Source organism: Nocardia seriolae NBRC 15557 (genome assembly GCF_007990715.1).
Classification (GTDB): domain Bacteria; phylum Actinomycetota; class Actinomycetes; order Mycobacteriales; family Mycobacteriaceae; genus Nocardia; species Nocardia seriolae.
On sequence record NZ_BJWY01000110.1, the window covers coordinates 1 to 26422 of the forward strand.

Here is a 26422-nt window from a genome sequence, read left to right on the forward strand (position 1 = left end):
GTTGTCGGCGTTGGGATACGCGCGCGGCGTGATTGTGATGCGTGAGGCCGTGTAACCCGGGGGAAGACTACTCGGGTGCATCATCGGCGACCGGATTGCTCGCGAAGGCTTGTACCGCACGTGTGGTTGCGTCGTCTGCCCTGCCGGACCGGGGCTGACGCCGAGCCGGGTGCCGTATCCCGCCGATCCCGGCCCAGGGACTGCACGCATCACCTTCTCGGGACAACCCCACAAGGTTCTTGCTGCATGACGCCGGGATGCCGTGGCTGATCTCGCGGTGTGGGGGCTGGGGCTGCTCGCTGCGCTCGCAACCCAGCCCCCCTCTCCCTCATCCAGGCATCCTTGTCTTTTCTTCTTTTGGCTCTTCTTCCTTTGTCTCTTGTTTTCGGCTCTTACCCGTCGAGTCGGTGCTCTTCGATATCGACCGACAAAGGGTTTCCATTGAGTTCGAGGAAGAGATGGCGGTCGGTTACGGACAGTGTTAGTTCGTTGCGTCGATCGAATAATGCTGCGCCCGCATCGATGAACTGGCGATCGAACGAGTAGACCGGAATGGTCTCCGCGCGGTGAATGCGCTTGGCGGGTAGGGCGGCGAGGACCTTTGCGGGGTCGCGGTGGGTGTAGATGGCGACGCGGTCGGCTAATTTGCTGGCGCGGTGGATGCGGTCGGCGTCAGGAGCGCCGACGTCGATCCAGGTGGTGAGGCGGCCGGTCAGGTCGCGGATCAGGACCGGGGGCTGGTCGGTGGAGGAGACGCCGCCGTCGCTGAAGGTGATGCCCTCTTCGTACTCCAGGCAGTAGGCGAGGATGCGGGTGAGCATGTATTCGGCGGTCTCGGAAGGATGCCGCGCGACCCGGAGCTCGAGTTCCTCGTAGACATTGCGGTCCACATCCGCCAGATGGACGGTGACGGTGTGGACGGTCGAGTTCAGGGCCATAAGACAGGGAGCCTATCGGGGTGAGTAGGGCACACTGGCAGGCACTATGCCCACCATCCGCCGCCCGGCATCCGCGATCCTGGTCGCCGTCATACTCGTGGCCGCGGCCGCTTGCGCCCGTAAGCCCGCCGCGCCGGACGACCAGCCGAGCTATTCGGGCCCTGCCGGACAACTGATCACGGTGATCGCGGATTCACCCGCCGCGACGACCGCCACCCTGACCGCCTGGAACCGCAACGGTGCACACTGGATTCGAACGATCGGCCCCCTCCGAGCAGATGTCGGAGCGCAGGGCATAGGCCCCACCAGTGAGACGGCAACCCGTTCCCCCGCCGGAATCTGGCCGCTCACAGAGGCATTCGGCATAGCCGCCGACAACGGCACCAGACTCCCGTATCGTCGGGTGACCACCGAGGACTGGTGGGTCTCCGACACCGCCTCGAAGTACTACAACACCCACTTCACCTGCGCCCCCGGCAGCTGCCCGTTCGACGAATCCGCCGGAGAGGACCTGGGTTCGGCCGGTCCCGCCTACGACCACGCCGTAGTCATCGACTACAACCGCACCCCCGTGGTCGCGGGCGCGGGTTCGGCCTACTTCCTGCACGTCGGCAACGGCACCCCGACCGCAGGCTGCGTCGCGCTTCCGAGCGGCGATCTGGACGAGGTCATGCGCTGGCTCGATCCGACCCGCGGCCCGGTGATGGAGCTTGCCGTGCGGGACCATTCGCACTGAGCCGTTGAAACCGAATCAGCCTGCGGCGGCGATGTTTCGGTGACCGCGTGAGCCGTATAGTTCGCGCGCCGTGGTCGGTGTCACCGTCTCGGTGTGGGTCGGGGCTTCGGCCTTCAGATGCTGTTCGAGGATCTGCCCCGCCATCGGCGCGATGAGCGGGGCGGCCATGATCAGGCCCGCCTTGTTGAACAGGGTGAACAGCCAAACCAGAATGCGGGCAACGGGTTTCACAAGGAAGTCGACGATGGCGGGCCGGTCGTAGCCGCCGAGCTTGCGCATCCACCTGGGCAGGGTCGCGATGGAGGCGAAGGAGAGCAGTCGCGCGCCGAGGGCGTAGGTCCAGCCCGCCCCGTTGCCCGGCGAGGTGAACAGCATCTGCCGCATGCCTTCCTGGGCGCGCTCCGAAGTGCACAGGCGCGCACGGACATTCGCGTAGTACTCGCGGATGCCCTCGCGGGTGACCGGCACGTCCTCGGGCTTGCAGGTCTGCAACTCCGCCGCGATCCGGCACTCCTGCCAGTACCGGGCTTCTTCCTCGGGAGTCAGTCCCGGCCCGAACATCTCGTACGCCTTGAGCACCGACTGCCAGCCGGTGATGTGGATCCAGAGCTGGGTCTCGGGCGAGTTCGGGCTGTAGCGCTGCCCGGTGATCGGCTCGATGCCGGTGCTCTTGGCGTGTACCGACATCAGGTGCTCGGAGGCCTGGATGGCCGTGCGGGAGTCGCCGATCGCCACGATCAGGAAGTAGGCGAAGGTGGCGTCGAGCCGCCCGCGCGGGTCGGCGTAGATCTTGCCGGTGTCGGCGACCGATGCGGTCAGGAACGGGTCGAAGAACTCGAGGGTGACCGCGCGCTGGAAGCCGATCACCGCGGTGGGCGAGGTCCAGACCTTCCAGCTCGGCGAATCCGGGCCGAAGAAGCCGTAGTCCTCGCGGCGGAGAGTGGTCGGATCGAAGGTCACTTGGGGCTCCTCTGAAGGCTCGATCCCATGCAATATGACGCCACCGTAGCAATTGCTGGCGTCGAATACAACGGGCGCGTAGCTTTAGTTGCGGCAATGTCGTGACCTCGGGAACCGGGATGACAGAATGGGGCCGGTGAAGGTGGAGCGGCAGTGAGCGAACCCACGGCAGACCGTCCGCGGCGGCGCTATGCGCCGCGCCTGCCCCCGGAAGAGCGGCGCGCCCAACTGCTCGATGCCGCCTTCGCGGTGCTCGAGAAGGCCGAACTCCACGAGCTGAGCATGGAGGCCGTGGCCGCCGAGGCGGGCGTCGGCAAACCGGTGCTGTACACCGTCTTCAAGACCCGCGCCGAGCTGGTCGTCGCCCTGCTGGAACGCGAGCGCGAACGCGCCCTCGACCAGGTCGCCGAAACCCTGCCCACCGACCTGCTGGGCGCGGATCCGGTCGTCGTCGCATCCGCCACCGTCGGCGCGTTCGTCGATGTGGCGCTGAGCAATCCGACCCGCTGGCGGCTGCTGCTGGCGGGTCCGGGCAATGCTCCCGACGAATACCGCGAGGCCATCCGCAGCTCCCGGGCGGGCATCTTCGATCAGGCCGAGGCCCTGGTCCGGATGGGTCTGGTCGCCGATCCGCGCTGGGCCGCAATGGATTCCGGCCTGCTGACCAACTCCCTGCTGACCATCGCCGAAATGCTCGGCCGCCTGGCGGTCAGCGACCCGGAGGTCTACCCGCGCGAGCGCATCGAGGGCTTCGCGCAGGCCGTCGTCCACCTGCTCGTCGGCGGTGCGATCCCGGAGTGAGGTTCCGTGCCCCTTCTCCAGCAGTTGCCGGGCGACCCGCGCGCCCATGAGCGTCGAGATCCCCGCCGGGGTCTGCGGGTCGTAGCCGGTCAGCTCGGCGATGCGGGTGAGCCGGTAGGTGATGGTGTTGCGGTGCACGGAAAGCTCACGCGCCGTGCCGTTCTGGTTGAAGTCCTGGAGGATGAACACCTCCAGGGTCTCGCCCAGTACCGGCTGCGAGTCGAGGGGATCCAGCACCCGCACCAGATTCGCGGCCGCGCTCGAGGTGGCGATGGCGTACTCGAACACCATGTCCTCGCGGCGGCAGATCATCCCCGCCCGGCGCAGTGACCGCCCGCTCTCGGCCAGCACCCGCGCCTCGGCAAACGCGGCGGGCAGTAGATCTCGGGTCGCGGCAGCCGAAACACCCACCCACAGTGCGGGTTTCGTGCTGCGCGTCTTCGGCTGGAGGATCTCGGCGAGACGGTCGATGGCGGCGGACTCGTCGCCGGCCGAGCGCAGCGGCAGCAGCGTCGTCCAGCCGCCGCTGTCGCGGTAGAGGAAGCCGCCGGTGATCCCGGCCAGCCGCCGCCGCAGCGCGGTGAGGATGCCCGGCGGCGCGTCGCCGAGTCGGATCACCGCCACCACATAGGCGTCGACGATGGTGACCGCCGCGTCCTCGGCCCACTCGTATGGATCGCCGCCGGTGAGCAGCGCTTCGGCGATGGCCCGATGCTGTTCGATGCGGTCGTAGCGGGACTGCCGCACATCGTCGACGCAGGCGTCGGCGATCCGGCCGGTCATCAGCGCCACGTACTGGGCCAGCCGGAACGCGGCATCGGCCGCGGTGACCGATTCCGCGGCGGTGGGCGTCCCGACCACCTGATTCCACACGAAACCGAGCCCCACCCGGTAGTTGGTGAGTGCCTCGGCCAGCGGCATCCCGTCGCGCACCAGCGAAACCGCCCGCGCCACCAGCGGTTCGGTATCGGTCTCGCCGGGTTCGTCCCCGGTGCGCAGGAATCGGAAGAACAGCTCGATATTGAGCTGGGCGGCGGGCAGGAAATCGGCGTCCATCATCGACGCGGGCAGTACGTCATACGGTGGCGCGCCGACCTCGAAATCAGCGATCAGCGCCGCCGCCCGGTCCTGCCAGGCATCGATGAATTTGCCGGTCTCCACGATGAGACCTCCCGTCGTAGCAGTCAGGGAGTGACGATAGCGGTCGTCGTGCGCCAGACGGCCGTCGCTCGGCGCGACCTCGGCTTCCGGGGCGGAAAGTGACCCTTGCCACACCCTGGTACACGCGCGTACCGTGCTGGTGGTACGCAGAAGTACCAGGCTGGGAGATGGCGCATGACCACAGTGACACTGCCCGACGGACCGACCACGCCCGCCTTCCTGCAGGCCGTCGAGATCCTGGCCGGACGCACCCGCGCCTGGCGTCGCCTGCACGCGCGCTACGGGTCGGCGTTCATGGTCAAGATGCCGCGCTTCGGGCCCACCCTGGTGCTCTCCGACCCGGCCGAGGTGAAGGCACTGTTCACCACCCACACCGATCTGGTCGACAATATCGACGCCAATCTGGGCCAATTCCTGGGCCCCGGTTCGCTTTTCGCGCTGCGCGGGGAGGAGCATCGCAAGGAGCGCAAGCTGCTCACCCCGCCGTTCCACGGGCGGCGGCTGGCGGTCTACGAATCGCTGATCGAGGAGGAGGCCGTGCGCGAGATGGCCACCTGGCCGTCGGGGCGCGAGTTCGCGACCATGGACTCGATGATGCGGATCACGCTGAACGTGATCCTGCGCGCGGTCTTCGGGGCCGAGGGCGCGGAATTCGACCAATTGCGGGAACTGCTACCGAAATTGGTGCTGGTCGGCTCCGCGCTGGCCGCGCTTCCCATCCCGCGCGGGCTGTTCGGGCGCTTCGGCCCCTGGGCGCGATTCGCCGCGTACCGCGCCGAATACGACCGCATCGTGCAGCGCCTGATCCAGCGCGCGGCCGCGGAACCGGACCTGAGCGAGCGCGACGACATCCTGGCCATGCTGCTGCAGGCCCGCTACGACGACGGTTCGGCCATGACGCACAACGAGATCGCCGACGAACTGCTCACCCTGCTCACCGCCGGGCACGAGACCACCGCCACCTCGCTGTCGTGGACCATCGAACGCCTGCGCCACCACCCGCACATTCTCGAGCGCCTGGTCGCCGAGGCCGACGCGGGCGGGTCCGAACTGCGCGAGGCGGTTCTGCTCGAGACCCAGCGGGTGCGCCCGGTCATCGACGCCACCGCCCGCAAGGTGCGCGCGGAATCGCTGCAACTGGGCCGCTGGACCCTGCCGCGCGGGCAGGGCGTGATGGTCAGCATCCGGTTGATGCACGAGAACCCCGAATTGTTCACCAAACCACGGGATTTCGATCCGGATCGATTCCTCGGCAAGCGGCCCGGCACTTTCAGCTGGATCCCCTTCGGCGGCGGCGCGCGGCGCTGCATCGGGGCGGCGTTCGCGACCATGGAGATGAATGTGGTCTTGCGCGTTCTGCTGCGGGATTTCACCCTGGAAACCACCGACGCCCCGGACGAGCGTGCCCACTTCCGCGGTGTCGCACTGGTTCCCGCGAAGAAGGGGCGAGCCGTCGTCTACCGGCGACCGCCCCGGCCCGCGGTGAGCGAGACCGCAGCGCACAGCGAACAGGTGACGGCATGAGCGAGCAGACGGCCGAGGTCGGCCGGGGCATCAACCTGACCTACGAGCGTCGCGGCGCGGGCGTGCCGCTGCTGCTGATCGCCGGGCTCGGGCAGCAGAAGCACGAATGGCACGACGGCCTGGTGACGCTGCTGGCCGACCGCGGTTACGACGTGGTGCGCTTCGACAATCGTGATGTCGGCACCTCCACGCACGGGCGTTTCCGGCCGCCGGGCCCGGCCGCCATGCTCCGCAAGCGCTGGGACCCACGGCAATACGATCTCGGCGACATGGCCCTGGACACCCTCGGGCTGCTCGAAGAACTGGGCTGGAATTCCGCGCACCTGGTCGGCATGTCGATGGGCGGCATGATCGGTCAGTCCGTCGCGGCTCGCTACCCGGCCCGGGTGTCGTCGCTGACCTCGATCTTCTCCACCACCGGCGCGGCACGGGTGGGACGGCCCGCGCTGTCCACCTGGGCGCGTATGTTCCGCAAGCCCGCGCGCACCCGCGAGGAGCACACCGACGCCGCGGTCCTGATGTACCGGCACATCGGTTCGGCCGGATACCCGTTGGACGAGAACCTGATTCGCACCATCGCCGGGACCACCTGGGATCGCGATCCGCACCCGGCCGCCGGGGTCGGGCGGCAGCTCGCGGGCATTCTCAAATCGGGGGACCGGACCCCGGAGGTACGCACCATCACCGCGCCGACCCTGGTGCTGCACGGTGACCAGGACCGCATGGTGAACCCGACCGGCGGCGTCGTCACCGCCGCGGCCGTCCCCGGCGCGCGCCTGCACACCCTGCCCGGCATGGGCCACGACCTGCCCGAGCCGCTGTGGCCCACCCTCGCCGACCTCATCGACACCCATATCCGCACCGCCGAATCCAGGAGTTCCGATGCCCCGAACATCTAGGCCCCTGTCCGGGCACCCGGTCATGATCACCGGCGCGGCCTCCGGAATCGGCCGGGGACTGGCCCAATTGCTCTCGCGCCGTGGCTCACCCGTGGCCATCGCCGATATCGACGCCGAGGGCCTGAAGCAGACGGCCGCGTCGATGAGCGGGCCGGTGCTGACCCGGGTGCTGGATGTGAGCGACGCCGCCGATCAGCTCGCCTTCGCAGAGGAGGTGCGGGCCTGGCTGACCGCGCCGCTGGCGGCGGTGTTCAACAATGCCGGTGTCGCGGTCTCGTCCTCGGTGATCGACGCCGTGCCCGAGGATGACGAATGGCTGCGGCGGATCAACTTCGACGGCGTCGTGAACGGGACCCGCGCCTTCCTGCCGATCCTGGTCGAGCAGGACAGCGGCGTGATCGTCAATACCTCCAGCGTATTCGGGCTGGTCGGGATGCCGAACCAGAGTGCCTACTGCGCGGCCAAATTCGCGGTGCGCGGGTTCACCGACTCGCTGCGGCAGGAACTGCGGGGCACCGGAGTTTCCGCGGTGACCGTGCATCCGGGCGGCATCAAGACCAATATCGCCCGCAACGGGCGCGTCAAGAAGGACCCGGAGGGTCTGGGCCGCACCCACGAGCAGATGGCCGCCGAATTCGAGGCCATGGCCATGACCACGCCGGAGAAGGCCGCCGAAATCATCTGCGGCGGAGTCGAACGCGGCAAGGCGCGCATTCTGGTCGGGCCCGACGCGTATCTGTTCGACACCCTGGCGCGGGTGACGCCGACCCACTATTTCGATGTGCTGGCGGTCGTGATGGGCGCGCTGCGCGGCCGGGCCGCGAAGGGAGCGAGACGATGACCGAACACGTGGACGTGCTGATCGTCGGGGCCGGACTGTCCGGAATCGGTGCGGCACACCATCTTCAGGATGCCTTCCCGAATCGTAGCTACGCCATTCTCGAGGCGCGGGAGGCGATGGGCGGCACCTGGGATCTGTTCCGGTATCCGGGGGTGCGGTCGGACTCGGACATGCACACCCTCGGGTACCGGTTCCGGCCGTGGGTGGCCGCCGAAGCCATCGCCGATGGGCCCGCCATTCTCGACTACATCCGCGCCACCGCCGCCGAGGCCGGGATCGACAAGCGAATCCGATACGGGCACAAAGTGACCGGTGCGTCCTGGTCATCGGAGGAAGCGCGCTGGACGGTGGGATTCGAGCACGATGGGATCCCCTCCACCATCACCTGCGATTTCCTCTACCTGTGCAGCGGCTACTACCGCTACGACGAGGGCTACACCCCCGAGTTCGCCGGAATCGAGGATTTCGCAGGACAACTCGTGCACCCGCAGCACTGGCCCGCCGAACTCGATTACGCCGGAAAGCGTGTCGTGGTGATCGGCAGCGGCGCGACCGCGGTCACCCTGGTCCCGGCCATGGCGCGGACCGCCGGGCACGTGATCATGCTGCAACGCTCGCCCACCTACATCCTGTCCGTCCCGACCGTGGACGGCATCGCCACCAAACTGCGCGAGAAGCTCGGTGACCGCCGCGCGTACACCATCACCCGCTGGAAGAACGTGGCGGTCAGCACGCTCATCTATCAGCTGAGCCAGCGCCGGCCGCAGATGATGCGCAAGTTCTTCCGCAATCTGGCCGTCAAGCAGCTGCCCGACGGCTACGACGTGGACACGCATTTCAAGCCCACCTACAACCCGTGGGATCAACGGCTGTGCCTGGTGCCGGACGGGGATCTGTTCCGGGCCATCCGTGACGGCAAGGCGTCGGTGGTCACCGACCGCATCGCCCGATTCACCGCCGACGGCATCGAACTCGAATCGGGTGCGCACCTGCCCGCCGACATCGTGGTGACCGCCACCGGCCTGGACCTGCTGGCCCTGGGCGGCATCGCGCTCACCGTCGACGGCCGCGAGATCGCGCCGCCCGACACCATCGCCTACAAGGGCATGATGCTGGGCGGCGTCCCCAATTTCGCGTTCACCATCGGCTACACCAATGCCTCCTGGACCCTCAAGGCCGACCTGGTCGCCGAATTCGTCTGCCGGATGTTGCGGCACATGGACATTCACGGCTACACGCAGGCCACGCCGTGGCCGGATCCGAGCGTGACCACCGCGCCGCTGCTCGACTTCCAGGCGGGGTACGTGCTGCGGGCCATCGACCGGTTCCCCAAGGCGGGCTCGCGGGCGCCCTGGCGGCTCGGCATGAACTACGCCCAGGACGTGATCACCTTGCGGCACGGCAAGATCGAGGACGGCACCATCCGCTTCGGCCGCCGCCCGGCCCGGCCCGCGACGGTGTCCAGCGATCCGGAACAGGTGACCGCCTGAGCGGGCTCCGACACGCCGCGGCGGGAATTCCGACACGCCGCGGCGTTGCCCGAGATCGGAGAAACTACGCTGATGCTCGTGACCCGTGCTGACCCGACCGTGACGGCCGAGCCCGCCGCCGGTGGGCCCGCCGCCGACTCCGTGTACCGGCGGCGGCTGCTGGACGCCATGGCCGAAGCGGTTCGCGAGCGCGGCTACCAGGACACCACCGTGGCCGACGTGGTGCGCCTGGCCCGCACCTCGCGGCGCACCTTCTACGAGCACTTCGCCGACAAGCAGGACTGTTTCGTCGCCCTGCTCACCGAACGCAACAACGACACCGTGCGCAAGATCTACGCGGCGGTGGACCCGACCGCGGCCTGGGACACCCAGGTGAACCAGGCCATCGTGGCGTGGATCGAGGACGCGCGCGCCGACACCTCGATCACCCTGGCCTGGATCCGGGACACCCCGGCGCTGGGGGAGCGGGCCCGGCAGCTGCACCGCGAGGCGGCCGACGCGTTCATCGCGCTGATCCAGAACCTCACCGCCACACCGGAGTTCCAGTCCGCCGGACTGCATCCGCCCAACCGGCAGATGGCGACCATCCTGTTCGGCGGCTACCGGGAACTCATCGCCTCCACCGTGGAGGCCGGGCGCGACGTCACCGAGATCATCGGCGTGGCAGTCGAAACCGCGCTCGCGCTGATCGGGCCCCGGCCCGTAGTCTGATCAGCCTGCGGCCCGGGGCCGGGCGCGGAAGTGGGCGCGTTCGCCCTGTTTGCCGAAGAGGCTGAGGAATTCGACCGGCTGGTCGTCGGCCGAGCCGAACCAGTGCGGCTCCCGCGTATCGAATTCGGCGGCCTCGCCCGGCTCCAGGATCAGATCGTGCGAGCCGAGGACGAAGCGCAGCCGCCCGCTGAGCACGTAGAGCCACTCGTAACCCTCGTGGGTCTGCGGATTCGGTTCGGTGCGACCGGATTTCGGGCCCATGATGATCTTGAAGGCTTGAATTCCGCCGACGCGCCGGGTCAGCGGCAGCATCTGCATGCCGCCCCGATTGATCGGGCGCATGTGGACGCGCGGATCGCCGGTCGGAGGCGCGTCCACCAGCTCGTCGAGGGTGACATTGTGCGCGCGGGCCAGCGGGAGCAGCTGCTCCAGCGTCGGGCGGCGGGCGCCGGATTCGAGCCGGGACAGCGTGCTGACCGAGATACCGGTCTCGGCCGACAGCTCGGCTAGCGTGGTCTCGCGCTGTCTGCGCAGCTCACGTAGCCGTGGGCCCACTCCTTCCAGGGCTTGGTCGATGTCCTGGCTCATGATTCGAGTTTGCCATATCGGCAAAGGAGGTTGCCGGTTCGGCGGACCCGCCCGCATGGTCGATTCCAGGAGGTGGTTATCGATGACCGATGAGCTGAACAGCAGCTATGACGTGGTGGTGGTCGGCGGCGGTGCCGCGGGACTGAACGGAGGACTGATGCTTGCCCGGGCCCGGCGCTCGGTCGTGGTGGTCGACGCGGGCAGCCCGCGCAATGCCCCCGCCGAGGGGGTGCACGGGTTGTTCGCGCGGGAAGGGGTGCCCCCGGCGGAACTGGTGGCGCGCGGGCGGACGGAGGTCCGGCAGTACGGCGGCGCGGTGGTCTCCGGCGAAGTGAGCGGAATCGCGAGGGACGGTGACGAATTCGTCGTGACGCTGTCCGACGGCCGCTCGACCCGGGCCCGTCGACTGCTCGTGACTTCCGGTCTGGTGGACGAACTTCCGGATATTCCGGGCCTGCGTGAGCGCTGGGGCCGCGATGTCGTGCACTGCCCGTACTGCCACGGCTGGGAGGTGCGGGACCGCCCGATCGGCGTGCTGGGGCTGGGGCCCATGGGAATTCACCTGGCGCTGCTGTTCCGGCAGTGGAGCAGCGATGTCGTGTACTTCGCCCACACCGGCACGCCGCCGACCGAGCCGGAGTCGGAACAGCTGGCGGCGCGCGGAATTCGCGTCGTGACCGGTGCGATCGACGCCGTCGAGGTGTCCGATGACCGGATCGCCGGTGTCCGGTTGGCCGACGGCACGACCGTCGCCCGCGAGATCCTCGCCGCCCCGAGCCGCACGGTCGCGCGGGCGGGGTTCCTCGCCGATCTGGGCCTGCGTCCCACCGAACATCCCAGCGGCGTAGGCGAATACCTTCCCGCCGACCCCGTCGGCCGCACCGAGACAGCGGGCGTGTGGGCGGCGGGCAATGTGACCGATGTATCCGCCCAGGTCGGTGCCGCGGCCGCCGCCGGTGCCATGGCCGGCGCCCAGATCAACGCCGATCTGGTGGCCGAGGACACCCGCCGCGCCGTCGACGAGTACCGCGCCCTGACCCGGGTGTGAGCTAGCCCTGCGCGGTGAAGATCGCCGGGAGCGCACCGAAACGCAGTGCCGCCGCGAGATTGTCGGCCGCGTCCTTGGTGAAGTTCCCGACGATCTGGCTCTGGTTCCCGGTGATCGCGCTCTGGATCACCGGGGCCGACACCACCTGCGAGTCGACGGTGAAGGCGAACTGCTTACCGATATTGGCCGCCGAGAACTGACCGAACTGCCGGGCCCCGGTATCGCTGAAGGTCACGTTCACGCCGTAGCGGGCGGTGCGGGTGTCCATGGCGCCCTTGGCATCCGCGATCTCCCGCCCGTCCACCACGGCCGGACCCAGCAGGTAGACGGTGTCACCGGTATTGGCGCAGGTCACCAGCGGTGCGGTGGCGTCATCGCCGCCGCGCAGCGGATCCGGTTGCCGACAGTCGATTCCGGCGATCGCGGTCGCCTGCACCGCGGGATCGCCGCTCTGCCTGGCGTCGCGGCCCGGCACGGACCTGGCCCCCGTCCCCGGAAAAGGCTTGCTGGACAGGACCGGCCGCAGCGACACCCGCCCGGTCTTCGCCAGCATCCGCGCCGCCGTGCCGTCGTCCCCGGCGACGGTGATCGTCATCATCTCCCCGTCGACCTTGACGGTGGTCTGCCCGAGCCCCAGCCCCTCGGCCCGCTTCTCCACCACCTGCCGCGCCTGATCCATGGTCGCCGCCGACGGAATCGCCCCGTCCGGGTTGCGCGCGGAAAACGCCACCGCCGTCCCGGCCTTGTTATTCCCGCCGCATCCGGCCACACCGGCAACGATCACCAAACCGACGACCGCCGCCCGCATTACGCGACCGGCCGACTTCGACAACCTCATCCGTGACCCTTCGTGGCGAGTGACTCCGCGATGATAATCACGGCAGCGGGGAGATTCGCGCGCGATGGCGTCGCCGCAGGTCGCGGTTGCGGCTCAGCTCGCGAGGGATTCCGGGGGCTGGGCGAGGGCGGGGAAGCGGCGGTGCAGGCGGTCGAGCTGGCGGCGGACCGCTTCGAGGTCGGCGCGCAGGCGGCTCAGGGCCTCGGGGCGGGTGGTGTATTCGCGCTCGCGGGTGAGCATGGCGGCGTGACCGCGGAGTTCCTTTGCCAGGACACGAGCTTGGGCGAGTTCGGGGTCTTCGGGCATGTGGCACTCGCTTTCACGGGCTCGGGTGCGCGAAGTATGTCACGTTTCGTCCACTTCGGCGTCACCCGGTATTCAGCGAGCGGTCGAGTGGATCACGCGTCGGGGGTGCCGAGCAGGCGGTCGAGACCGCCGATGAGGAAGACGACCTGGTCCTCGTAGAGGGCGATCAGGTACTCGGCCGGGGGAGCGGCGGGGCCTGGATGCCATTCGTCGGCGCGGGCCAGGGCCTGCAGGAATCCCATGAGGGCAATGGCCCAGCGGGCTTCCAGGCGGGCCGGGTCGGAGTGCGGGAAGGCGCGGCGGAGTTGGGCGTGCAGGTGGTCGGGGAGATCGGCCTCGGCGGCGGTGAGGGCGGGGTGGGCGTGCAGGGAGAGCTGGGTCACGATCTTGATCCAGCGCAGGCCGCGGGTTCGGTGCCGTAGCAGCAGGTCTCGGTAGGGTTCGGTGACGGCGCGGACCAGAGCTGCTGCGGTGGGCGGGGTCTCGGCGGCTGCCAGGGCGTCGGTATTGGCGCGAATACGGTCGCGCACGGCCGCACCCAGATCTAGCAGGACCGCGGCGATCAGATCGTCTTTGGTGCCGAAGTGGTAGTTGACCGAGGCCGCACCGAGCCCGGCCGCGGCGTTCACCGCGCGCACCGAGACCGCGTCCACGCCGTGCGCGGCGAACAGCCGCTCGGCGGTCTTGACCAGCCGGGCTCGGGTTGCATTGCCCTGGCGGTTTTGTGCAGAGCCCTGTCGGTTTTGTGCAGAGCCCTGGCGGTTCTGCATGGGATCGGTCACCTCACGAGCTTGGCATACCGCCGGTTTCGTTCCTCCCGCTCACCGGGACAGGCAAACTTCTGGATCAACTGATCCAGTTTTACTCGGTGGACCGCACCGGGCGACGACGTCCGGCGCACTGGGTAAGGAGATCCACCGTGTGGACCGCTGAATCGCTGAAATTCGGAGCCTTCCTGGCCCCCTACCACCCCCTCGACGCCGATCCGGCACTACAGCTGCGCCGCGACATCGACCTCATGGAACACCTCGACCACCTCGGCTTCGACGAGGCCTGGATGGGCGAACACCACTCGACCGGGGCCGAGATCGTCCCCGCGCCCGACGTTTTCATCGCCGCGGCCGCCGAGCGCACCGAACGGCTGCGCTTCGGCACCGGTGTGACGTCACTGCCGTACCACCACCCGCTGGTCACCGTCGACCGCATCACCCAGCTGGATCTGCAGACCCGCGGCCGCCTGATCTTCGGCACCGGCCCCGGCAAGATTCCCCTCGACGCGCACATGATGGGCATCGATCCATCCGATCAGCGCCGCCGGCAGGGTGAAGCCCTGGAAGCGATACTGGCCCTGCTGCGCGGCGAGGTCGTGAACATGAGCACCGACTGGTTCACCCTGCGCGACGCCCGCGCCCAGCTGCCGACCTACGATCCGGCGGGCATCGAGGTCGCCACCGCCTCGACCATCTCGCCCAACGGCTCGGTGCTGGCGGGCACGCACGGTCTGTCGCTGCTGTCGCTGGCGGCCAGTTCACCCATGGGATTCGAAGTGCTGGAACGCAATTGGGGCGTATACGAGAAGGTGTGCGCCGAGCACGGCCACACCGCCGACCGGGCCCGCTGGCGACTGGTCAACCCGATCTTCCTGGCCGAGACGCGGGCCGAGGCCGAGCGGGCGGTGAGCCGCCGCATCGGATCCATGGCCGCCTACGTGAACCGCCAGATCGGCCAGACCCCCGCGTGGGCGGACACGCCGAACGGGATCATCGACCAGTGGCGCAATGACACCCTCGGCGAATTCGGGCAGGCCGTCATCGGCACGCCCGACGAGGCGATCGCCCGCATCGAGGCCCTCATCGAGAAGACCGGCGGCTTCGGCACCATGCTGATCCTGCACGTGGACATGGCGAGCTGGGAGGACACCAAGCGCAGCTACGCACTGTTCGCCTCGGAGGTGATTCCCCATTTCAAGAACCGCAACCGCCGCCGCGAAGCCAGCCTCCGGTACGCCGCCGACAACCGAGACCTGCTGATCGGACAGCTGGTCACCGCGATCACCAAGGCGCACACCGACTACTACGGCACCACCCCCACCGCAGGCGCGTGATCCCCTGAGCTGCCACGCGAGTGGCACACCGCTGCGGGGATTTGTCCGAATCGCCCGCGCTGGTGTGCCACTCGACGACCGGTGGTGAGGAAGGACTCAGGGGCGGGGTTCGGGGGAATCGGGAAAGTACGGGTTAGGCTGGCGAAATGTCGGCTAACAATCCAGGTGGCGGGGGTGGGGTGGCTCGCGAGGCACGGGTGATCGCCCTGTGCAATCAGAAGGGCGGGGTCGGGAAGACCACCTCTACGGTCAATCTGGGTGCTGCGCTTGCGGAGTACGGACTGCGGGTGTTGCGGGTGGATCTCGATCCGCAGGGGGCGTTGTCGGCGGCGCTGGGGGTGGCGCACCACAATTTGGAACTGACCGTTTATGACCTGCTCAGCCGCAACGCACCGGCTATCGATGATGTGCTGATCAAGACCGGGGTCGACAATCTGCATCTGCTGCCGAGCAATATCGATCTGTCGGCGGCGGAGATCCAGCTCGTCAACGAGGTGGGGCGGGAGCATTCGCTGCGGCGGGTGCTGGATCCGATCCGGGATCGCTACGACTACATCCTGATCGACTGCCAGCCCTCGCTGAGTTTGCTGACCGTGAACGCCCTCGCGTGCGCGGACGGGGTGATCATTCCCATGGAGTGCGAGTAATTCTCGCTGCGCGGGCTGGCCTTGCTCAACGACACCATGGAGAAGGTGCGGGAGCGGTTGAATCCGGGGCTCGAGCTATCGGGGATCGTGGTGACCATGTTCGATCCGCGGCTGCTGCACTCGCGGCAGGTGCGGGATCGGGTGGCCGAATCCTTCGGTGATCAGCTCTACAAGACGGTGATCTCGCGGACCGTGCGTTTCCCGGACTCCACCATCGTCGGGGAACCGCTGACCAAATGGGATCCGAAATCCCGTGGCGCCGAGCAGTATCGGGAGCTGGCGCAGGAATTCCTGGGGCGGTCGGGGCAGGCCGGGAGTCAGTTGATGATGTCGTCGATGCAGTAGCCCTGGGCTGCCGCGCGCAGGGTGAAGGTGCGGACCGCGGTGACATTGGATGAATTCGTCACCGGGACGGTCACTTCCGCGCCGGTGTCGCCGGTGCGCCGGGCGGTCATGCGGTCGTTGTCGAACGACATTGTGCCGGTGAGCTTTCCCGGATTGGCGGCCAGGATCGAGCCGGTGCAGACCAGCGGGTAGCGGCCCTCGGTGTCGTCGGGCCGGAGGGGTTGGCCGATCCAGCGGGACAGGTAGCGGCGGACCGTGTAGCGGGCGTCGTCCTCGGTGAACGCGGGCTGCGCGGTGGTTTGCGATGGCGGCGCGGCAGGCGGTGTGGTCGTGACCGCCGTGGACGTGATCCCGAGCGTATCGAGCGATCCCGCGGGCGGGGTGCGGCTCTTCTCGGCGGCAGGCACGGTATGCGGGCTCTGGGCGCACCCGACGGCCACCGCGCACATTGCGACGGCGGATAACACTTGCAACGCACGGAATCCGGGGCGGCTCACCGATCCCACGATAGCGGTGTTGGCAATATCGACCCGGCGCACGGAGATCGAACGTACGCTCGGTGAGCGGACCGGACGTCCGCTCAGTCGATGTCGCCGGGGTGATCGCCGATGCCTGCCGTGGTCTTGGAAGCCGAAGGGCTGCACAAGCGGTACGGCGGGGTGGAAGCCTTGCGCGGGGCCAGCTTTCAGGTCGATGCCGGGGAAGTGGTCGCGCTCATCGGGGACAACGGGGCCGGGAAATCCACGCTGGTGAAATGTCTTTCCGGGGCCGAGCAGCCCGACAGCGGGCGAATCCTGCTGGACGGGAAGCCGGTTCGCATGGCCTCGCCGGTGGCCGCGCGGCGGCTGGGCGTGGCGACGGTGTACCAGGATCTGGCCGTCGCGCCCGATCTGGATCCGGCGGCCAATCTCTTTCTCGGGCGGGAACTGTTCCGCGGGGGGCTGGCCGGGCGGCTCGGCATGCTCGATCGCAAGAGCATGAGAGCGCAAGCGGCCGAGCACTTTCAACGGCTCGGCGTGGTGCTGCCGAGCGCGGACGTGCCCACCGGATCGCTCTCGGGCGGGCAGCGGCAGACGGTGGCGGTGGCCCGCGCAGTGATGTGGGCCAGCAAGGTCGTGTTCATGGACGAGCCGACCGCGGCGCTGGGCGTGGTGCAGCGCGAACGGGTGCTCGATGTCGTTCGCCGCGTGCGGGATCAGGGCATCGCGGTGGTGTTGATCAGCCACAACATGCCGGAGGTGCTGTCGGTCGCCGATCGCATCGAGGTGCTGCGGCTGGGGCGGCGGGTGGCGCGCTTCACCGCCGCCGACGCCACCCTCGAGCAGCTGGTCGGCGCCATGACCGGTGCACTGACCACGGAGGACGAGTCTTGACCGAGACAATGCGGACGCGTCCGGACCTCGTCGGGGGCCTGCGGCGGGTGGCCGGGACCGGCACATTCTGGATCGGGATCGTGCTGGTGGTCCTGTATCTGGCATTCAGTATCGCGCGGCCCGAAGCGTTTCCGACCCGGTTCACCTTCCAGACCCTGCTGATCGAGACCTCGGTGCTGCTGGTGCTCTCGGTGGGCATGACCTTCGTGATCGTCACCGCCGGCATCGATCTGTCGGTCGGTATGGTGCTGATCTTCTCCGGCGTGCTCGCCTCCAAGACCATGGAGTGGCTGAGCCCGGGGGAGGACGCCACCCACGCGGGCTGGGGGATCATCCTGCTCGGCCTGGCGATATCGCTTGCGGGCGGCGCGTTCTGGGGGCTGGTGAACGGATATCTGGTGGCCAAGGCCAAGATTCCGCCGCTGATCGTCACCCTGGGCTCCTTCGGGGCCGCGCTGGGGGCCGCACAGCTGATCACCGGCGGCGTCGATACCCGCACGGTGCCCGAGAAGCTGCGCAACTCACTGGGTTTCGGCACCGTGCTGGGCGGGGTTCCCGACCTGGTGCTGGTGGCGGCGCTGGTCACCGCCCTCGGGGCCTGGCTGCTGCACACCACGCGCTTCGGCCGCTACACCTACGCGATCGGCTCCAATGCCGAGGCCGCGCGGCGCGCCGGTATCGGCGTCACCCGGCACCTGGTGCTGGTGTATCTGATGGCCGGAATGCTCTCGGGGCTGGCCGGTTTCATGAATCTGGCCTACTTCGGGACCACCACCATCGGCGGCCACGGCACCGACAATCTCGATGCCATCGCGGGCGTGGTGATCGGCGGGACCAGCCTGTTCGGCGGCGTGGGCTCGGTGCTGGGCACCGTGATCGGGGTGTGCATCCCGTCGGTATTGCGCAAGGGCTTCGTCATCGTGGGGGTGCCGGTGTTCTGGCAGCCCATCGCGGTGAGCGTCGTGCTCGTGGCGGCCGTGTGGTTCGACCAGATCCGCAGGCGGTCCCGGGACCGGAAATAACACAACGCAGTTCGAAGGTGAGGGCCTGATGATGAGGACCGGGAGACGGGCGGCCGTAGTGGCCGCGGTGGCGGTGGCCGGACTGTTGGCGGGATGCGTTGGCTCGGTGAGCAATTCGGGCAAGACCGACGCCAAGAAGCTGGTGCTCATCCCCGGCGTCGCCAACGAGCCGTTCTATATCTCCATGCAGTGCGGAGCATCCGACGAGGCGAAGAAGCTCGGCTACAGCCTCGACACGCAGGCGCCCTCGCAGTTCGACGCCTCCCTCCAAACTCCCATCGTCACAGGCGTTATCGCCAATAAGCCCGGCGCGATTCTCATCGCCCCCACCCACGCCCAGGCCATGGCGAGTCCGATCAAGCAGGCCAAGGACGCGGGGATCAAGGTCATCGAGGTCGATACGGCTCTGCAGGACACCTCGATCGCGCTGTCGTCAATCTCCTCCGACAATGTCAAGGGCGGTCGGCTCGCGGCGCAGACGCTGGCGAAACTGGTGGGGGACAAGGGATCCGTGCTGGTGATCAATACCAAGGCCGGTACCTCCACCACCGACCAGCGCGCCCAGGGCTTCGGGGACGAGCTGAAGCAGAGCCATCCGGGCATGACATCGCTCGGCGTGCAGTACAACAACAATGAAGCGGCACAGGCGGCCTCGATCGTCACCGCCACCCTGGCCGCGCACCCCGACCTGGCGGGCATCTTCGCCACCAACCTCAGCTCCGCTGAGGGCGCGGCCACCGGCCTGCGCAATGCGGGCAAGCTCGGCCAGGTCAAGGTCGTCGGCTTCGACGCCAGCCCGAAACAGGTCCAGGACCTGAAGGACGGCACCGTCCAGGCCCTCATCGCCCAGAACCCCGGGGACATCGGCAAACAGGGTGTCGATCAGGCCGCGGCGGCACTCGAGGGCAAGCCCGTCACCCGCACCATTCAAACCGACATGATCGCCATCACGCAGGACAACATGTCTGCCAACGATCAATACTTCTACAAGTCGAAGTGCTAGCGGTTTTCGAACCGAATTGACTCAATCTCCAGGAGTGCCAGCATGTTCCGCAAGATAGCAGCCACCACCATGATCGCCGCCGCCCTCACCGGCGCCGCGGCCGCCACCGCCTCGGCCGCCACCCCCGGCGAGACCCCGCAACCGGTCGTCGCCCCCGTCGCGGTTCCGGTCGCCGCGGGCCAAACCCAAGCCCTCGCAGGCGAACAGGTCGGCTCGGTTGTGGGCGGCGTCGCCGGTGCCGCCATCGGCATCGTCGGCGGCGGTGCCATCGGTTGCGTGGTCGCCGCCCCCGTCTGCCCCCTGACCGTGCTGATCGGCGCGGGCATCGGCGGTGTCGCGGGCGCGGCCATCGGCGCGGCCGTGGGCGGCGGCATCGGCAGTGCCATCGGCGCGCAGATCCCGGGCTGACTCGCGCAGCAAGATCAGGGAGTTCTCAGCGAGGAATTCTGTCCGAATTCCCTCGGTGAGAGCTCCCTGATCTTGATGGTTGGCGTGGGGTCACGCGGTGGTCGATTGCCAGATGAAGCCGTCGGCGTCGGTGAAGGTGCCGGTGGTGCCGCCGATGATGATGGGGTGGGAGCCGGTGCCTTCGGGGGAGACGCCCGCTTCCTTGGCGGCGGCTTTGCGGGGGTACATGGCGAGGGTGACGGGGGAGTCGGGGGTGGCGAATTCGGCGTACTTGCCGCCGAAGCTCTTTCCGAGGGTGAGGCCGCGATCGGTGTAGAAGCGCTTGCTGGCCTTCACGTCCTCGACGCCGAGCAGCAGGACCAGGCTGTCGATGTCGCGGGTGACGGGGGCGGTGTCCTTCTTCTTTGAGGTGCTGATCTTCCAGATGGTGCCCTCCGGGGCCTGGATGATGCCGCCGTAGCCCCACAGGCTCTTCGCGGCGGGTTGCAGGACGGTGAATCCGGCCTCGACCGCGGTGCCGATCAGGCTGTCGACGGTGCCGACCACGGATCCCACCACGGAGAGCACGCACGGAGCGGTCGTGGTCGGGCGGACTGTTGTCGACCAGACCCGGGCTGAGTACCGGTATCGGCCGACAACAGTCGCCGTGGGTGCCGCTGAAAGTACCCGCGGACAGCCTAGGGCGCGTCGAACGAGACGGGCGGGGACTCCGCGCGCCACGCTGCGGACCCGAGCCGCCAACCGCCGGGGCCCGGCGCGCACTGTCCGCAATCGGGCGGATTTCGTCCCCGGGCTTGCGGTTTCGCGATGCCTAAATTCGGGTGTATGCCCTTCGTTCGCCTCACCATCGCAGACCCCGATATCGCCGTGGACGTCCGGTCCGCGCTCGCCCGCGACCTGAGCGCGCTGCTCGAATCCGGGCTCGGCAAGGAGTACGAGCACACGGTCGTGCACATCGATCTCGTTCCGGCCGACCGGTGGTATGTGGCCGGCGTGCACCCGGGCGAAGGGACCGGCGCGCACCTCGAGGTCAGCATCACCGCGGGCACCAATACGCCGGAGGAGAAGGCCGCCTTCATTTCCGACGCCCACGAATTACTGGGCCGTCGGCTGGGGGTGCTGCCCGCCGCCGTCTACGTCGCACTGTACGAACTCGATGGACGCAGTTACGGATACAACGGGATAACTCAGGCCGCGCGCAAGAATCTGGATCCGGCCGGGAGCGACTGAACCGGCCGAATGACGATCGGGCCGATTGCCGCGTCTGCGCTACGATCCGGCAATGATTGTGGGCACCATACCCGTACGAACTGCCGCGGTGGTGCGAGATACCGCGCTGCGACTGGGTGTCGCCCGCGGGGAAATCGACAGTATTCCCGGCATCGATCCGGAAACCTTCGGCAATGATCTGTTACGGGTGCCCTCGAAGTCGGTGTGGCGCATGTGGGAATTGCTCGACGCGCGGGGGCCGGGCGCGGGTCTGGCGGTGAGCGCGGCCGCGGTGCGGGGCAGCCTGAATGTTTGGGATTACCTGTTTTCCAGTGCGCCCACTCTTGCTGAAAGCCTGAGCGCCGCGGTGGAATTGCGGTCGGTGGTCGCCAATCCGACCGTCGGCGGGGCCATTGTGGTCGACGGCGGATTATTGACCATTCGGGAGACCCGGCCGGATACGCCCGAGGCGGTCGTCGCGGCGATCGAGGAATTCAGCCTCGCCATCATGCTGCGGCGCGCGCGGGAGGCCACCGGGCGGCACCTGGTGCCGGTCCGCGTCGCCTTCACCACGTCCGCGCCGCGGTGCCATAACCATCTCGTCGACGAATTCGGCACCTCCCGAATAGATTTCGACGCCGAGCACGCCGAATTCACCCTGATCGACGCCGCGGCCATCCCCACCGGCGGCGGGCCGAACGAGACCCGGATGTTCCGCCAGTACGCGGAATTGCTGCTCGCCAACGCGGTCACCGCGACCGATTGGAACGACGAACTGCGGCTGGCGATCCACGAGTCGATGAATCACGGCGGGGCCGAACTGCGGCCGGTGGCCGACCGGCTCGGGATCAGCACCCGGACACTGCAGCGCCGCCTCGGCGAACGGGGCACCACCTGGCGCGAACAGGTCGACGCGGTCCGGACCGAGCAGGCGGCGCTGCTGCTGCGCGACACCGATCTTCCGGTGCGCTCGGTCGCCGCCCGACTCGGTTACGGCGACGTGCGGTCCTTCCGGCGCGCATTTCAGCGCTGGCACGGACGGGCGCCGGGGGTGTGGCGCGAACTGTCCGCATGACGGCGGGGTTCGTCCCGGATCCGCGCCCTGCGCCGCGCATAGATTTCGACGGTGACCAATATCGACCACCTGCGGCCATTTCCCGGTCCCGCCGAGATCGACACCGCCACACCGGCGCACGCCCGCGCCGAGCGGCCATTCTGGCGCAGCAGAACCTGCTTCAGCACACCGTCATCCGAATCCGATGCGGCGATTTCGGCGGACTGAGGACATGAAATGTCGTTGAATCCGATCATGCTCGGCGTGCGATTCCTGCTCGAGCTGGTTGCCGTGGTGTCGTTCGGAATTCTGGGCTGGCGGGCCTTCGATTCGCCGTGGCGGTTTCTGCTGGTGGTGATGCTGCCGATCGCGGTGGCGGCGGTGTGGGGGAGTTTCGCGGTCCCGGGGGATCCGAGCCGCAATGGCGAAGCGACCGTTGCGGTGCCGGGGACCGTGCGGCTCGGGCTCGAGGTTCTCGTTCTGGGCGGCGGGGCGTGCGCGCTGTGGGGAGCCGGGCTGTCCGGCGCGGCCGCGGTGTCGGCCGTCGTGCTGGTGGTATATCAGGCGCTCGCGTACGACCGGATCGGTTGGCTGCTCGCGCATTAGGGGATAATGCGGCGTATCGGACAAGAGCCCGAAATCTCACCGTAACGGCCTCGAAACCGGCTCTCCGGCAGGTACTCTCGATCCGATGGGGCGACGTGCACTGCTCGCAATGACATGTATCGTTCTGGCCGCCTGGTGTGCGGTCATCGCGCCCGGCGCCACCGCCGACCCGGGGCTGCCGCCGGTGGGCGGCAATTTCCTCTGGGGCGTCTCCAGTTCCGGATTTCAGAGCGAAGGCTTTGCGCCGGACAGCAATTGGAGTCGCTACGCCGGATCCGGCTACCGCGATTCGGTCGATTTCCTGCATCGCTACGGCGAGGACATCCAGCACGCGGCCGACCTCGGCGTCGGCGTCTACCGGATCAGCGTGGAATGGGCGCGGGTGCAACCGAATCCGGGCGTATGGGACTTTTCCTTCTATGACGCCGTGATCGCGCGCATTCGCGCCGCCGGGCTCCGGCCGATGATCACCCTGGACCACTGGGTGTTCCCCGGCTGGGCGCTCGACCGCGGCGGCTGGCGCAATCCCGGCATGGTCGAGGACTGGCTGACCAATGCCCGCGCGGTCGTCGACCGCTACGCGAGCTCGGATCCGCTCTGGGTCACCTTCAACGAGCCGCTCGCCTACACCGGAAAAGAACAGCAGATAGGCGATCTCGGAGCGCTCGATGTCGCACCCATGCTCGATCGGATGGTCGCGGCGCACCGCGCGATCTACGACCACATTCACGCCCGGCAGCCCGGTGCGATGGTGACCAGCAATATCGCCTTCTCGGCCATCGGCACGGCGCAGTCCGACGCGTCCTTCGTCGACCGGATCGCCGACAAACTCGACTACATCGGAATCGATTACTACTACGGCGGATCACTGAGCAACCCGCCGAATCTGGCCGCCCTGCTGACCAATCAGCCCTCCAGCCTGATCCTGGAGCCCGAGGGCATCTACTACGTCCTGCGCCGCTACGCCCAGAAGTTCCCCGGCCGCCCGCTCTACATCGTCGAGAACGGCATGCCCTCCGACAACGGCTCACCCACCACCGACGGCATGACCCGCGCCGACAATCTGCGCGACACCGTCTACTGGGTCCAGCGCGCCAAGGCCGACGGCATCGACGTCATCGGCTACAACTACTGGAGCATCACCGACAACTACGAATGGGGCAGCTACGCACCGCGTTTCGGCCTCTACACCGTCAACGTCACCACCGACCCCGCCCTCACCCGCAACTCGACCCCCGCCGTCCCGGCCTACCGCGACATCGCCACCGCCGGCGGCGTTCCCGCGACCTACCTCCCCACCCGCGCCCCGGCCCTGTGCTCCATCCAAGACCTCCCTTCCAGCTGCCTCAGCCCGGTCTCCGTCCACTGACCACACCCGGGTCGGCGAACCTCTGCTTTCGCGTTTCGATTTCGGCTGTTGTTCGCCGGATTCGGCTCCCCGAATTTCGGCCGCAGCAATGGCGGAGCGCGTTTCTGTTGCTCGAATGTCGGCTGGGTCAGCGGGTGTCGTTGGCCGTGGTGCTGTAGTCGATGACGTGTAGTAGGTCCGGGTAGACGCGGTGGGCGAGGCGGGTCGTTTCCGCGGTGGCGGGGATGAGGTCGGGGATCAGGAGGCAGCGCAGGCCGGCGGCGTGGGCGGCGCGCAGGCCGTTGGGGGAGTCCTCGCAGGCCAGGGTGTATTGCGGGTCGGCGCCCAGGGCCGCGGTCGCCGTCAGGTAGGGCTCGGGGTGTGGTTTGCCGCGCTGGACGTCGTGGCGGGTGACGATGGCTCCGAAGCGGCCGGAGAGACCGACGGCACGCAGGTGGTGGCGGGTGCGGTCGCTGCCGGAGGAGGTGGCGATCGCGCGGGGGACCGCGCGGCGGTCCAGTTCGTCGAGTAGGTCGGTCACGCCGGGTTTGGTGGTGAGGCGGCCGTCGTCGACCAGGCGGGCGATGACGGTTTCGTGCCTGCGGAAGAACTCGTCGAGCGGGAAGTCCGGGCCGAAGGCGGCGACGGCCAGTTCTCGGCAGGTATCGGCGGGCATGCCGATCAGGCTGTGACAGAACTGCTCCGAGAGTTCGTAGCCGAGTTCGCCGCCGGACAGGGCCAGTGACTCCACTGCCAGGCGCTCGGAGTCGAGCAGTAGTCCGTCCATATCGAAAACAACTGCGCGAACCGGCTTTTCGGTGGCAGTGTGCTCTCCGATCACGACACCTCCCCAATGGATTCCGGACGCAGCCGTCTGCCGACCACCTCGGTGACATTGTCGCGGGTGAGCTCGGCCAGGGTGTCGCCGACCTCCCGCGCGACGCGGTCCAGCTGCGGCAGCGAGCCGAACAGATCGGTGCGGGTGAGGAACGCGCGAGCCCGCCGGTGCGGGTCCGGGATGGCCGCCAGTCCGGCCAGTTCCTCCGCCCGGGAATCGATGAGTTCCATTGCGGCCCTGGGTGTTCCGCAAAGATCGAACCAGCGGATCCAGGCCGCGATGAGCAGTGCGGCGCCGGGGGTGGGGCGGCCGTTGGCGAGGTTCTCGCGCATGGCGGCGGTGACGCGCGGGAGCATCTTGTCCGAACCATTGCGGCCCACCCGCGTCATCTCGTGGCGGATGGCGGGGTTGCGGAAGCGGCGCAGCAGATCCTCCACGGTGCGGTGCAATTCGGCGTCCGACAGCGTCAGGGTCGGGCCCTGCTCGTGGAGCATGAACTGCCGTGCGAGCCCGCTGAGCACCGGATCCGCACCGGCCTCGGCGATGGTCGGGTACCCGGCGAGGGCGCCCACGTAGGCCAGCAGCAGGTGGGTTCCGTTGAGCAGCCGCAGTTTCGCCAGTTCGCGGGCGGTGACATCGCCGACGTACTCCGCCCCGGCCAGGTCCCAGCGCGGGCGTTCGCCCTCGAAATTCTCGATGGTCCAGGTCATGAACGGTTCGGCGGAGACCCGGGCGCGGTCGTCGATCCCGCCCAGCGCGGTGTCTGCGGCCGCGTCCTCGCCCGGGGCCGCGCTGTCGCCCGAGGCCACGATTCGATCGACGACGCTGCACGGGAATTGCACATTGCGCGCGATCCAGCCCGCCAGCCGGTCGTCGCGCAGGGCGGCGAAATCCAGTACCGCGCTGCGCAATTGACGCCCGTTGGCCGAAAGGTTGTCGCAGCTGATCACCACCGGCGGCCGCCCGCCGCGCCGCCGCACCGCCGCCAGCCCGCCGACCAGCATGCCGATGGCCGTGCACGGCTGCGCGGCGCAGCGCAGATCGTGCCGCACCGAATCGCTGCCCGAGTCCAGCCGCCCGGTCGCCGGCTCGAGGCAGTAGCCGCCGGTGGTGACCGTGAGCGTCACGATCCGAACCCGCGGGTCGGCGACCCGCCGCACCACGCCGATCCGATCCGAGGGCGCGTGCACGGCCGCGGTGAGCGCACCGACCACCTCCGCCCGCACTGCGCCCTCATCGCGCAGCACGGTGGTGTAGAGGTTGTCCTGCGCGCGCAACGCGCCGACCACATCGGGCCGGGACATGGCGACCGCGGCGATTCCCCACCGCCGCTCACCGGCGGCGATCATGGCGTGCTGCGTGATCAGCGCCTGGTGTGCGCGATGAAAGGCCCCGCACCCCAGATGCACGATCCCCGTTTCCAGAATGCCGGGCGTGAAGGGCGGGCGGGTGACGCCGGGCGGCAACCCGCGCAGCGCGCCCACTCCGAGTCGTGGCGAAATCGCCGTGGATACAACCGAATTGGAAATGCCGTGCATGCCGAGTCCTCCGAGAGCATTCGGAATGGATTGCGTGAATGCGGCCGATCGTCGCTGAACTCGGCGCAGACCCGAATCTAGTGTCG

General features: G+C 68.4%; 28 protein-coding genes and 2 pseudogenes. 19 read left to right on the forward strand and 11 right to left on the reverse strand.

Annotation, left to right across the window (positions count from 1 at the left end):
* Nucleotides 1-392: 392 nt before the first annotated feature.
* The gene (locus tag NS2_RS27120) at nt 393-938 is read right to left on the reverse strand and encodes a YaeQ family protein (RefSeq protein WP_033090202.1); all 546 of its coding nucleotides are present in this window, start codon (nt 936-938) and stop codon (nt 393-395) included.
* Between the two features lie 46 nt (nt 939-984).
* Between NS2_RS27120 and NS2_RS27125 the strand changes: the two genes are divergently transcribed.
* The gene (locus NS2_RS27125) at nt 985-1674 is read left to right on the forward strand and encodes a L,D-transpeptidase family protein (protein ID WP_033090203.1); all 690 of its coding nucleotides are present in this window, start codon (nt 985-987) and stop codon (nt 1672-1674) included.
* Between the two features lie 15 nt (nt 1675-1689).
* On the opposite strand, the gene NS2_RS27130 is transcribed toward NS2_RS27125, so the two are convergent.
* The gene (locus tag NS2_RS27130; protein ID WP_033090204.1) at nt 1690-2634 is read right to left on the reverse strand and encodes an oxygenase MpaB family protein; all 945 of its coding nucleotides are present in this window, start codon (nt 2632-2634) and stop codon (nt 1690-1692) included.
* A gap of 282 nt (nt 2635-2916) precedes the next feature.
* On the opposite strand from NS2_RS27130, the gene NS2_RS36320 reads away from it, so the two are divergent.
* Nucleotides 2917-3435, forward strand: coding sequence for a TetR/AcrR family transcriptional regulator (locus NS2_RS36320; protein ID WP_370737324.1), 519 nt, complete (start codon nt 2917-2919; stop codon nt 3433-3435).
* 60 nt (nt 3436-3495) lie between these two features.
* On the opposite strand, the pseudogene NS2_RS38270 reads toward NS2_RS36320, so the two are convergent.
* Nucleotides 3496-4869: pseudogene (locus NS2_RS38270) on the reverse strand (PucR family transcriptional regulator); the annotation flags it as partial.
* Between NS2_RS38270 and NS2_RS27140 the strand changes: the two are divergent.
* The 5 genes from NS2_RS27140 to NS2_RS27160 all read left to right on the forward strand — a co-directional run bounded on the left by NS2_RS27140 (nt 4771) and on the right by NS2_RS27160 (nt 10061).
* Complete coding sequence (locus NS2_RS27140) at nt 4771-6120, forward strand: cytochrome P450 (RefSeq protein WP_036550824.1); 1350 nt, start codon at nt 4771-4773, stop codon at nt 6118-6120. The pseudogene NS2_RS38270 and the gene NS2_RS27140 overlap by 99 nt on opposite strands.
* Nucleotides 6117-7019 carry an alpha/beta fold hydrolase gene (locus tag NS2_RS27145; RefSeq protein WP_033090207.1) on the forward strand — a complete coding sequence of 301 codons (903 nt, stop codon included), beginning with the start codon at nt 6117-6119 and terminating at the stop codon, nt 7017-7019. Before NS2_RS27140 ends, NS2_RS27145 begins: the two co-directional genes overlap by 4 nt.
* Nucleotides 7003-7860, forward strand: coding sequence for an SDR family NAD(P)-dependent oxidoreductase (locus NS2_RS27150; RefSeq protein WP_033090208.1), 858 nt, complete (start codon nt 7003-7005; stop codon nt 7858-7860). Before NS2_RS27145 ends, NS2_RS27150 begins: the two co-directional genes overlap by 17 nt.
* Entirely contained in the window at nt 7857-9350 is a 1494-nt protein-coding gene (locus NS2_RS27155) for a flavin-containing monooxygenase (RefSeq protein WP_033090209.1), read from the forward strand. The genes NS2_RS27150 and NS2_RS27155 overlap by 4 nt, the downstream gene beginning before the upstream one ends.
* A gap of 78 nt (nt 9351-9428) precedes the next feature.
* Entirely contained in the window at nt 9429-10061 is a 633-nt protein-coding gene (locus tag NS2_RS27160; protein ID WP_228102848.1) for a TetR/AcrR family transcriptional regulator, read from the forward strand.
* Here the strand turns inward: NS2_RS27160 and NS2_RS27165 are convergent, their stop codons facing one another.
* Nucleotides 10062-10649, reverse strand: a complete 588-nt coding sequence (locus NS2_RS27165) for a helix-turn-helix domain-containing protein (protein WP_033090210.1) — start codon at nt 10647-10649, stop codon at nt 10062-10064.
* 82 nt (nt 10650-10731) lie between these two features.
* Between NS2_RS27165 and NS2_RS27170 the strand changes: the two genes are divergently transcribed.
* Nucleotides 10732-11697 (forward strand): NAD(P)/FAD-dependent oxidoreductase, encoded by a 966-nt coding sequence (locus NS2_RS27170; protein WP_033090211.1) that lies wholly within the window; start codon nt 10732-10734, stop codon nt 11695-11697.
* 1 nt (nt 11698) lies between these two features.
* Here NS2_RS27170 and NS2_RS27175 read toward each other — a convergent pair whose 3' ends face one another.
* The 3 genes from NS2_RS27175 to NS2_RS27180 all read right to left on the reverse strand — a co-directional run bounded on the left by NS2_RS27175 (nt 11699) and on the right by NS2_RS27180 (nt 13623).
* Nucleotides 11699-12535, reverse strand: a complete 837-nt coding sequence (locus NS2_RS27175; RefSeq protein ID WP_143161294.1) for a SecDF P1 head subdomain-containing protein — start codon at nt 12533-12535, stop codon at nt 11699-11701.
* Nucleotides 12536-12628: 93 nt separating this feature from the next.
* On the reverse strand, nt 12629-12841 hold the full coding sequence (locus NS2_RS36325; RefSeq protein WP_033090213.1) for a hypothetical protein: 213 nt from the start codon (nt 12839-12841) through the stop codon (nt 12629-12631).
* 92 nt (nt 12842-12933) lie between these two features.
* Nucleotides 12934-13623, reverse strand: coding sequence for a TetR/AcrR family transcriptional regulator (locus NS2_RS27180; protein WP_306455157.1), 690 nt, complete (start codon nt 13621-13623; stop codon nt 12934-12936).
* Between the two features lie 137 nt (nt 13624-13760).
* Here NS2_RS27180 and NS2_RS27185 point away from each other — a divergent pair, with 137 nt between their 5' ends.
* Together NS2_RS27185 and NS2_RS27190 are read left to right on the forward strand one after the other, a co-directional pair.
* Nucleotides 13761-14945, forward strand: a complete 1185-nt coding sequence (locus NS2_RS27185; RefSeq protein ID WP_033090214.1) for an LLM class flavin-dependent oxidoreductase — start codon at nt 13761-13763, stop codon at nt 14943-14945.
* Between the two features lie 191 nt (nt 14946-15136).
* Nucleotides 15137-15937 (forward strand): annotated as a pseudogene (locus NS2_RS27190) (ParA family protein); the annotation flags it as partial.
* On the opposite strand, the gene NS2_RS27195 reads toward NS2_RS27190, so the two are convergent.
* A complete protein-coding gene (locus tag NS2_RS27195) occupies nt 15910-16377 on the reverse strand; it encodes a hypothetical protein (protein WP_143161295.1) in 468 nt (155 codons plus the stop codon). The pseudogene NS2_RS27190 and the gene NS2_RS27195 overlap by 28 nt on opposite strands.
* Before the next feature lie 168 nt (nt 16378-16545).
* Here NS2_RS27195 and NS2_RS27200 point away from each other — a divergent pair, with 168 nt between their 5' ends.
* Genes NS2_RS27200 through NS2_RS27215 form a run of 4 tightly spaced genes read left to right on the forward strand, consistent with a single transcriptional unit; the run spans nt 16546 to nt 19743 of the window.
* Entirely contained in the window at nt 16546-17310 is a 765-nt protein-coding gene (locus NS2_RS27200) for an ATP-binding cassette domain-containing protein (RefSeq protein ID WP_033090215.1), read from the forward strand.
* Nucleotides 17307-18332, forward strand: coding sequence for an ABC transporter permease (locus NS2_RS27205; RefSeq protein WP_033090216.1), 1026 nt, complete (start codon nt 17307-17309; stop codon nt 18330-18332). Before NS2_RS27200 ends, NS2_RS27205 begins: the two co-directional genes overlap by 4 nt.
* Before the next feature lie 31 nt (nt 18333-18363).
* Nucleotides 18364-19335 (forward strand): ABC transporter substrate-binding protein, encoded by a 972-nt coding sequence (locus NS2_RS27210; protein WP_096490827.1) that lies wholly within the window; start codon nt 18364-18366, stop codon nt 19333-19335.
* Between the two features lie 42 nt (nt 19336-19377).
* Complete coding sequence (locus tag NS2_RS27215; protein ID WP_052086877.1) at nt 19378-19743, forward strand: hypothetical protein; 366 nt, start codon at nt 19378-19380, stop codon at nt 19741-19743.
* Nucleotides 19744-19833: 90 nt separating this feature from the next.
* Here the strand turns inward: NS2_RS27215 and NS2_RS27220 are convergent, their stop codons facing one another.
* Nucleotides 19834-20310: a VOC family protein gene (locus tag NS2_RS27220; protein WP_052086878.1), complete on the reverse strand. Its 477-nt coding sequence runs from the start codon at nt 20308-20310 to the stop codon at nt 19834-19836.
* A gap of 258 nt (nt 20311-20568) precedes the next feature.
* Between NS2_RS27220 and NS2_RS27225 the strand changes: the two genes are divergently transcribed.
* The 5 genes from NS2_RS27225 to NS2_RS27240 all read left to right on the forward strand — a co-directional run bounded on the left by NS2_RS27225 (nt 20569) and on the right by NS2_RS27240 (nt 23981).
* Complete coding sequence (locus NS2_RS27225) at nt 20569-20973, forward strand: tautomerase family protein (protein ID WP_033090218.1); 405 nt, start codon at nt 20569-20571, stop codon at nt 20971-20973.
* 52 nt (nt 20974-21025) lie between these two features.
* On the forward strand, nt 21026-22027 hold the full coding sequence (locus tag NS2_RS27230; protein ID WP_052086879.1) for an AraC family transcriptional regulator: 1002 nt from the start codon (nt 21026-21028) through the stop codon (nt 22025-22027).
* A gap of 51 nt (nt 22028-22078) precedes the next feature.
* Nucleotides 22079-22234 (forward strand): hypothetical protein, encoded by a 156-nt coding sequence (locus NS2_RS36330; RefSeq protein WP_155239435.1) that lies wholly within the window; start codon nt 22079-22081, stop codon nt 22232-22234.
* Between the two features lie 9 nt (nt 22235-22243).
* Nucleotides 22244-22612, forward strand: coding sequence for a YrdB family protein (locus tag NS2_RS27235; RefSeq protein ID WP_033090220.1), 369 nt, complete (start codon nt 22244-22246; stop codon nt 22610-22612).
* A 109-nt stretch (nt 22613-22721) separates the two neighbouring features.
* Complete coding sequence (locus NS2_RS27240) at nt 22722-23981, forward strand: family 1 glycosylhydrolase (RefSeq protein WP_045440438.1); 1260 nt, start codon at nt 22722-22724, stop codon at nt 23979-23981.
* Nucleotides 23982-24108: 127 nt separating this feature from the next.
* Here the strand turns inward: NS2_RS27240 and NS2_RS27245 are convergent, their stop codons facing one another.
* Nucleotides 24109-24801: an HAD family hydrolase gene (locus NS2_RS27245; RefSeq protein WP_228102846.1), complete on the reverse strand. Its 693-nt coding sequence runs from the start codon at nt 24799-24801 to the stop codon at nt 24109-24111.
* Nucleotides 24798-26336: a mannitol dehydrogenase family protein gene (locus NS2_RS27250; RefSeq protein ID WP_063865139.1), complete on the reverse strand. Its 1539-nt coding sequence runs from the start codon at nt 26334-26336 to the stop codon at nt 24798-24800. Before NS2_RS27250 ends, NS2_RS27245 begins: the two co-directional genes overlap by 4 nt.
* Between the last annotated feature and the right edge of the window lie 86 nt (nt 26337-26422).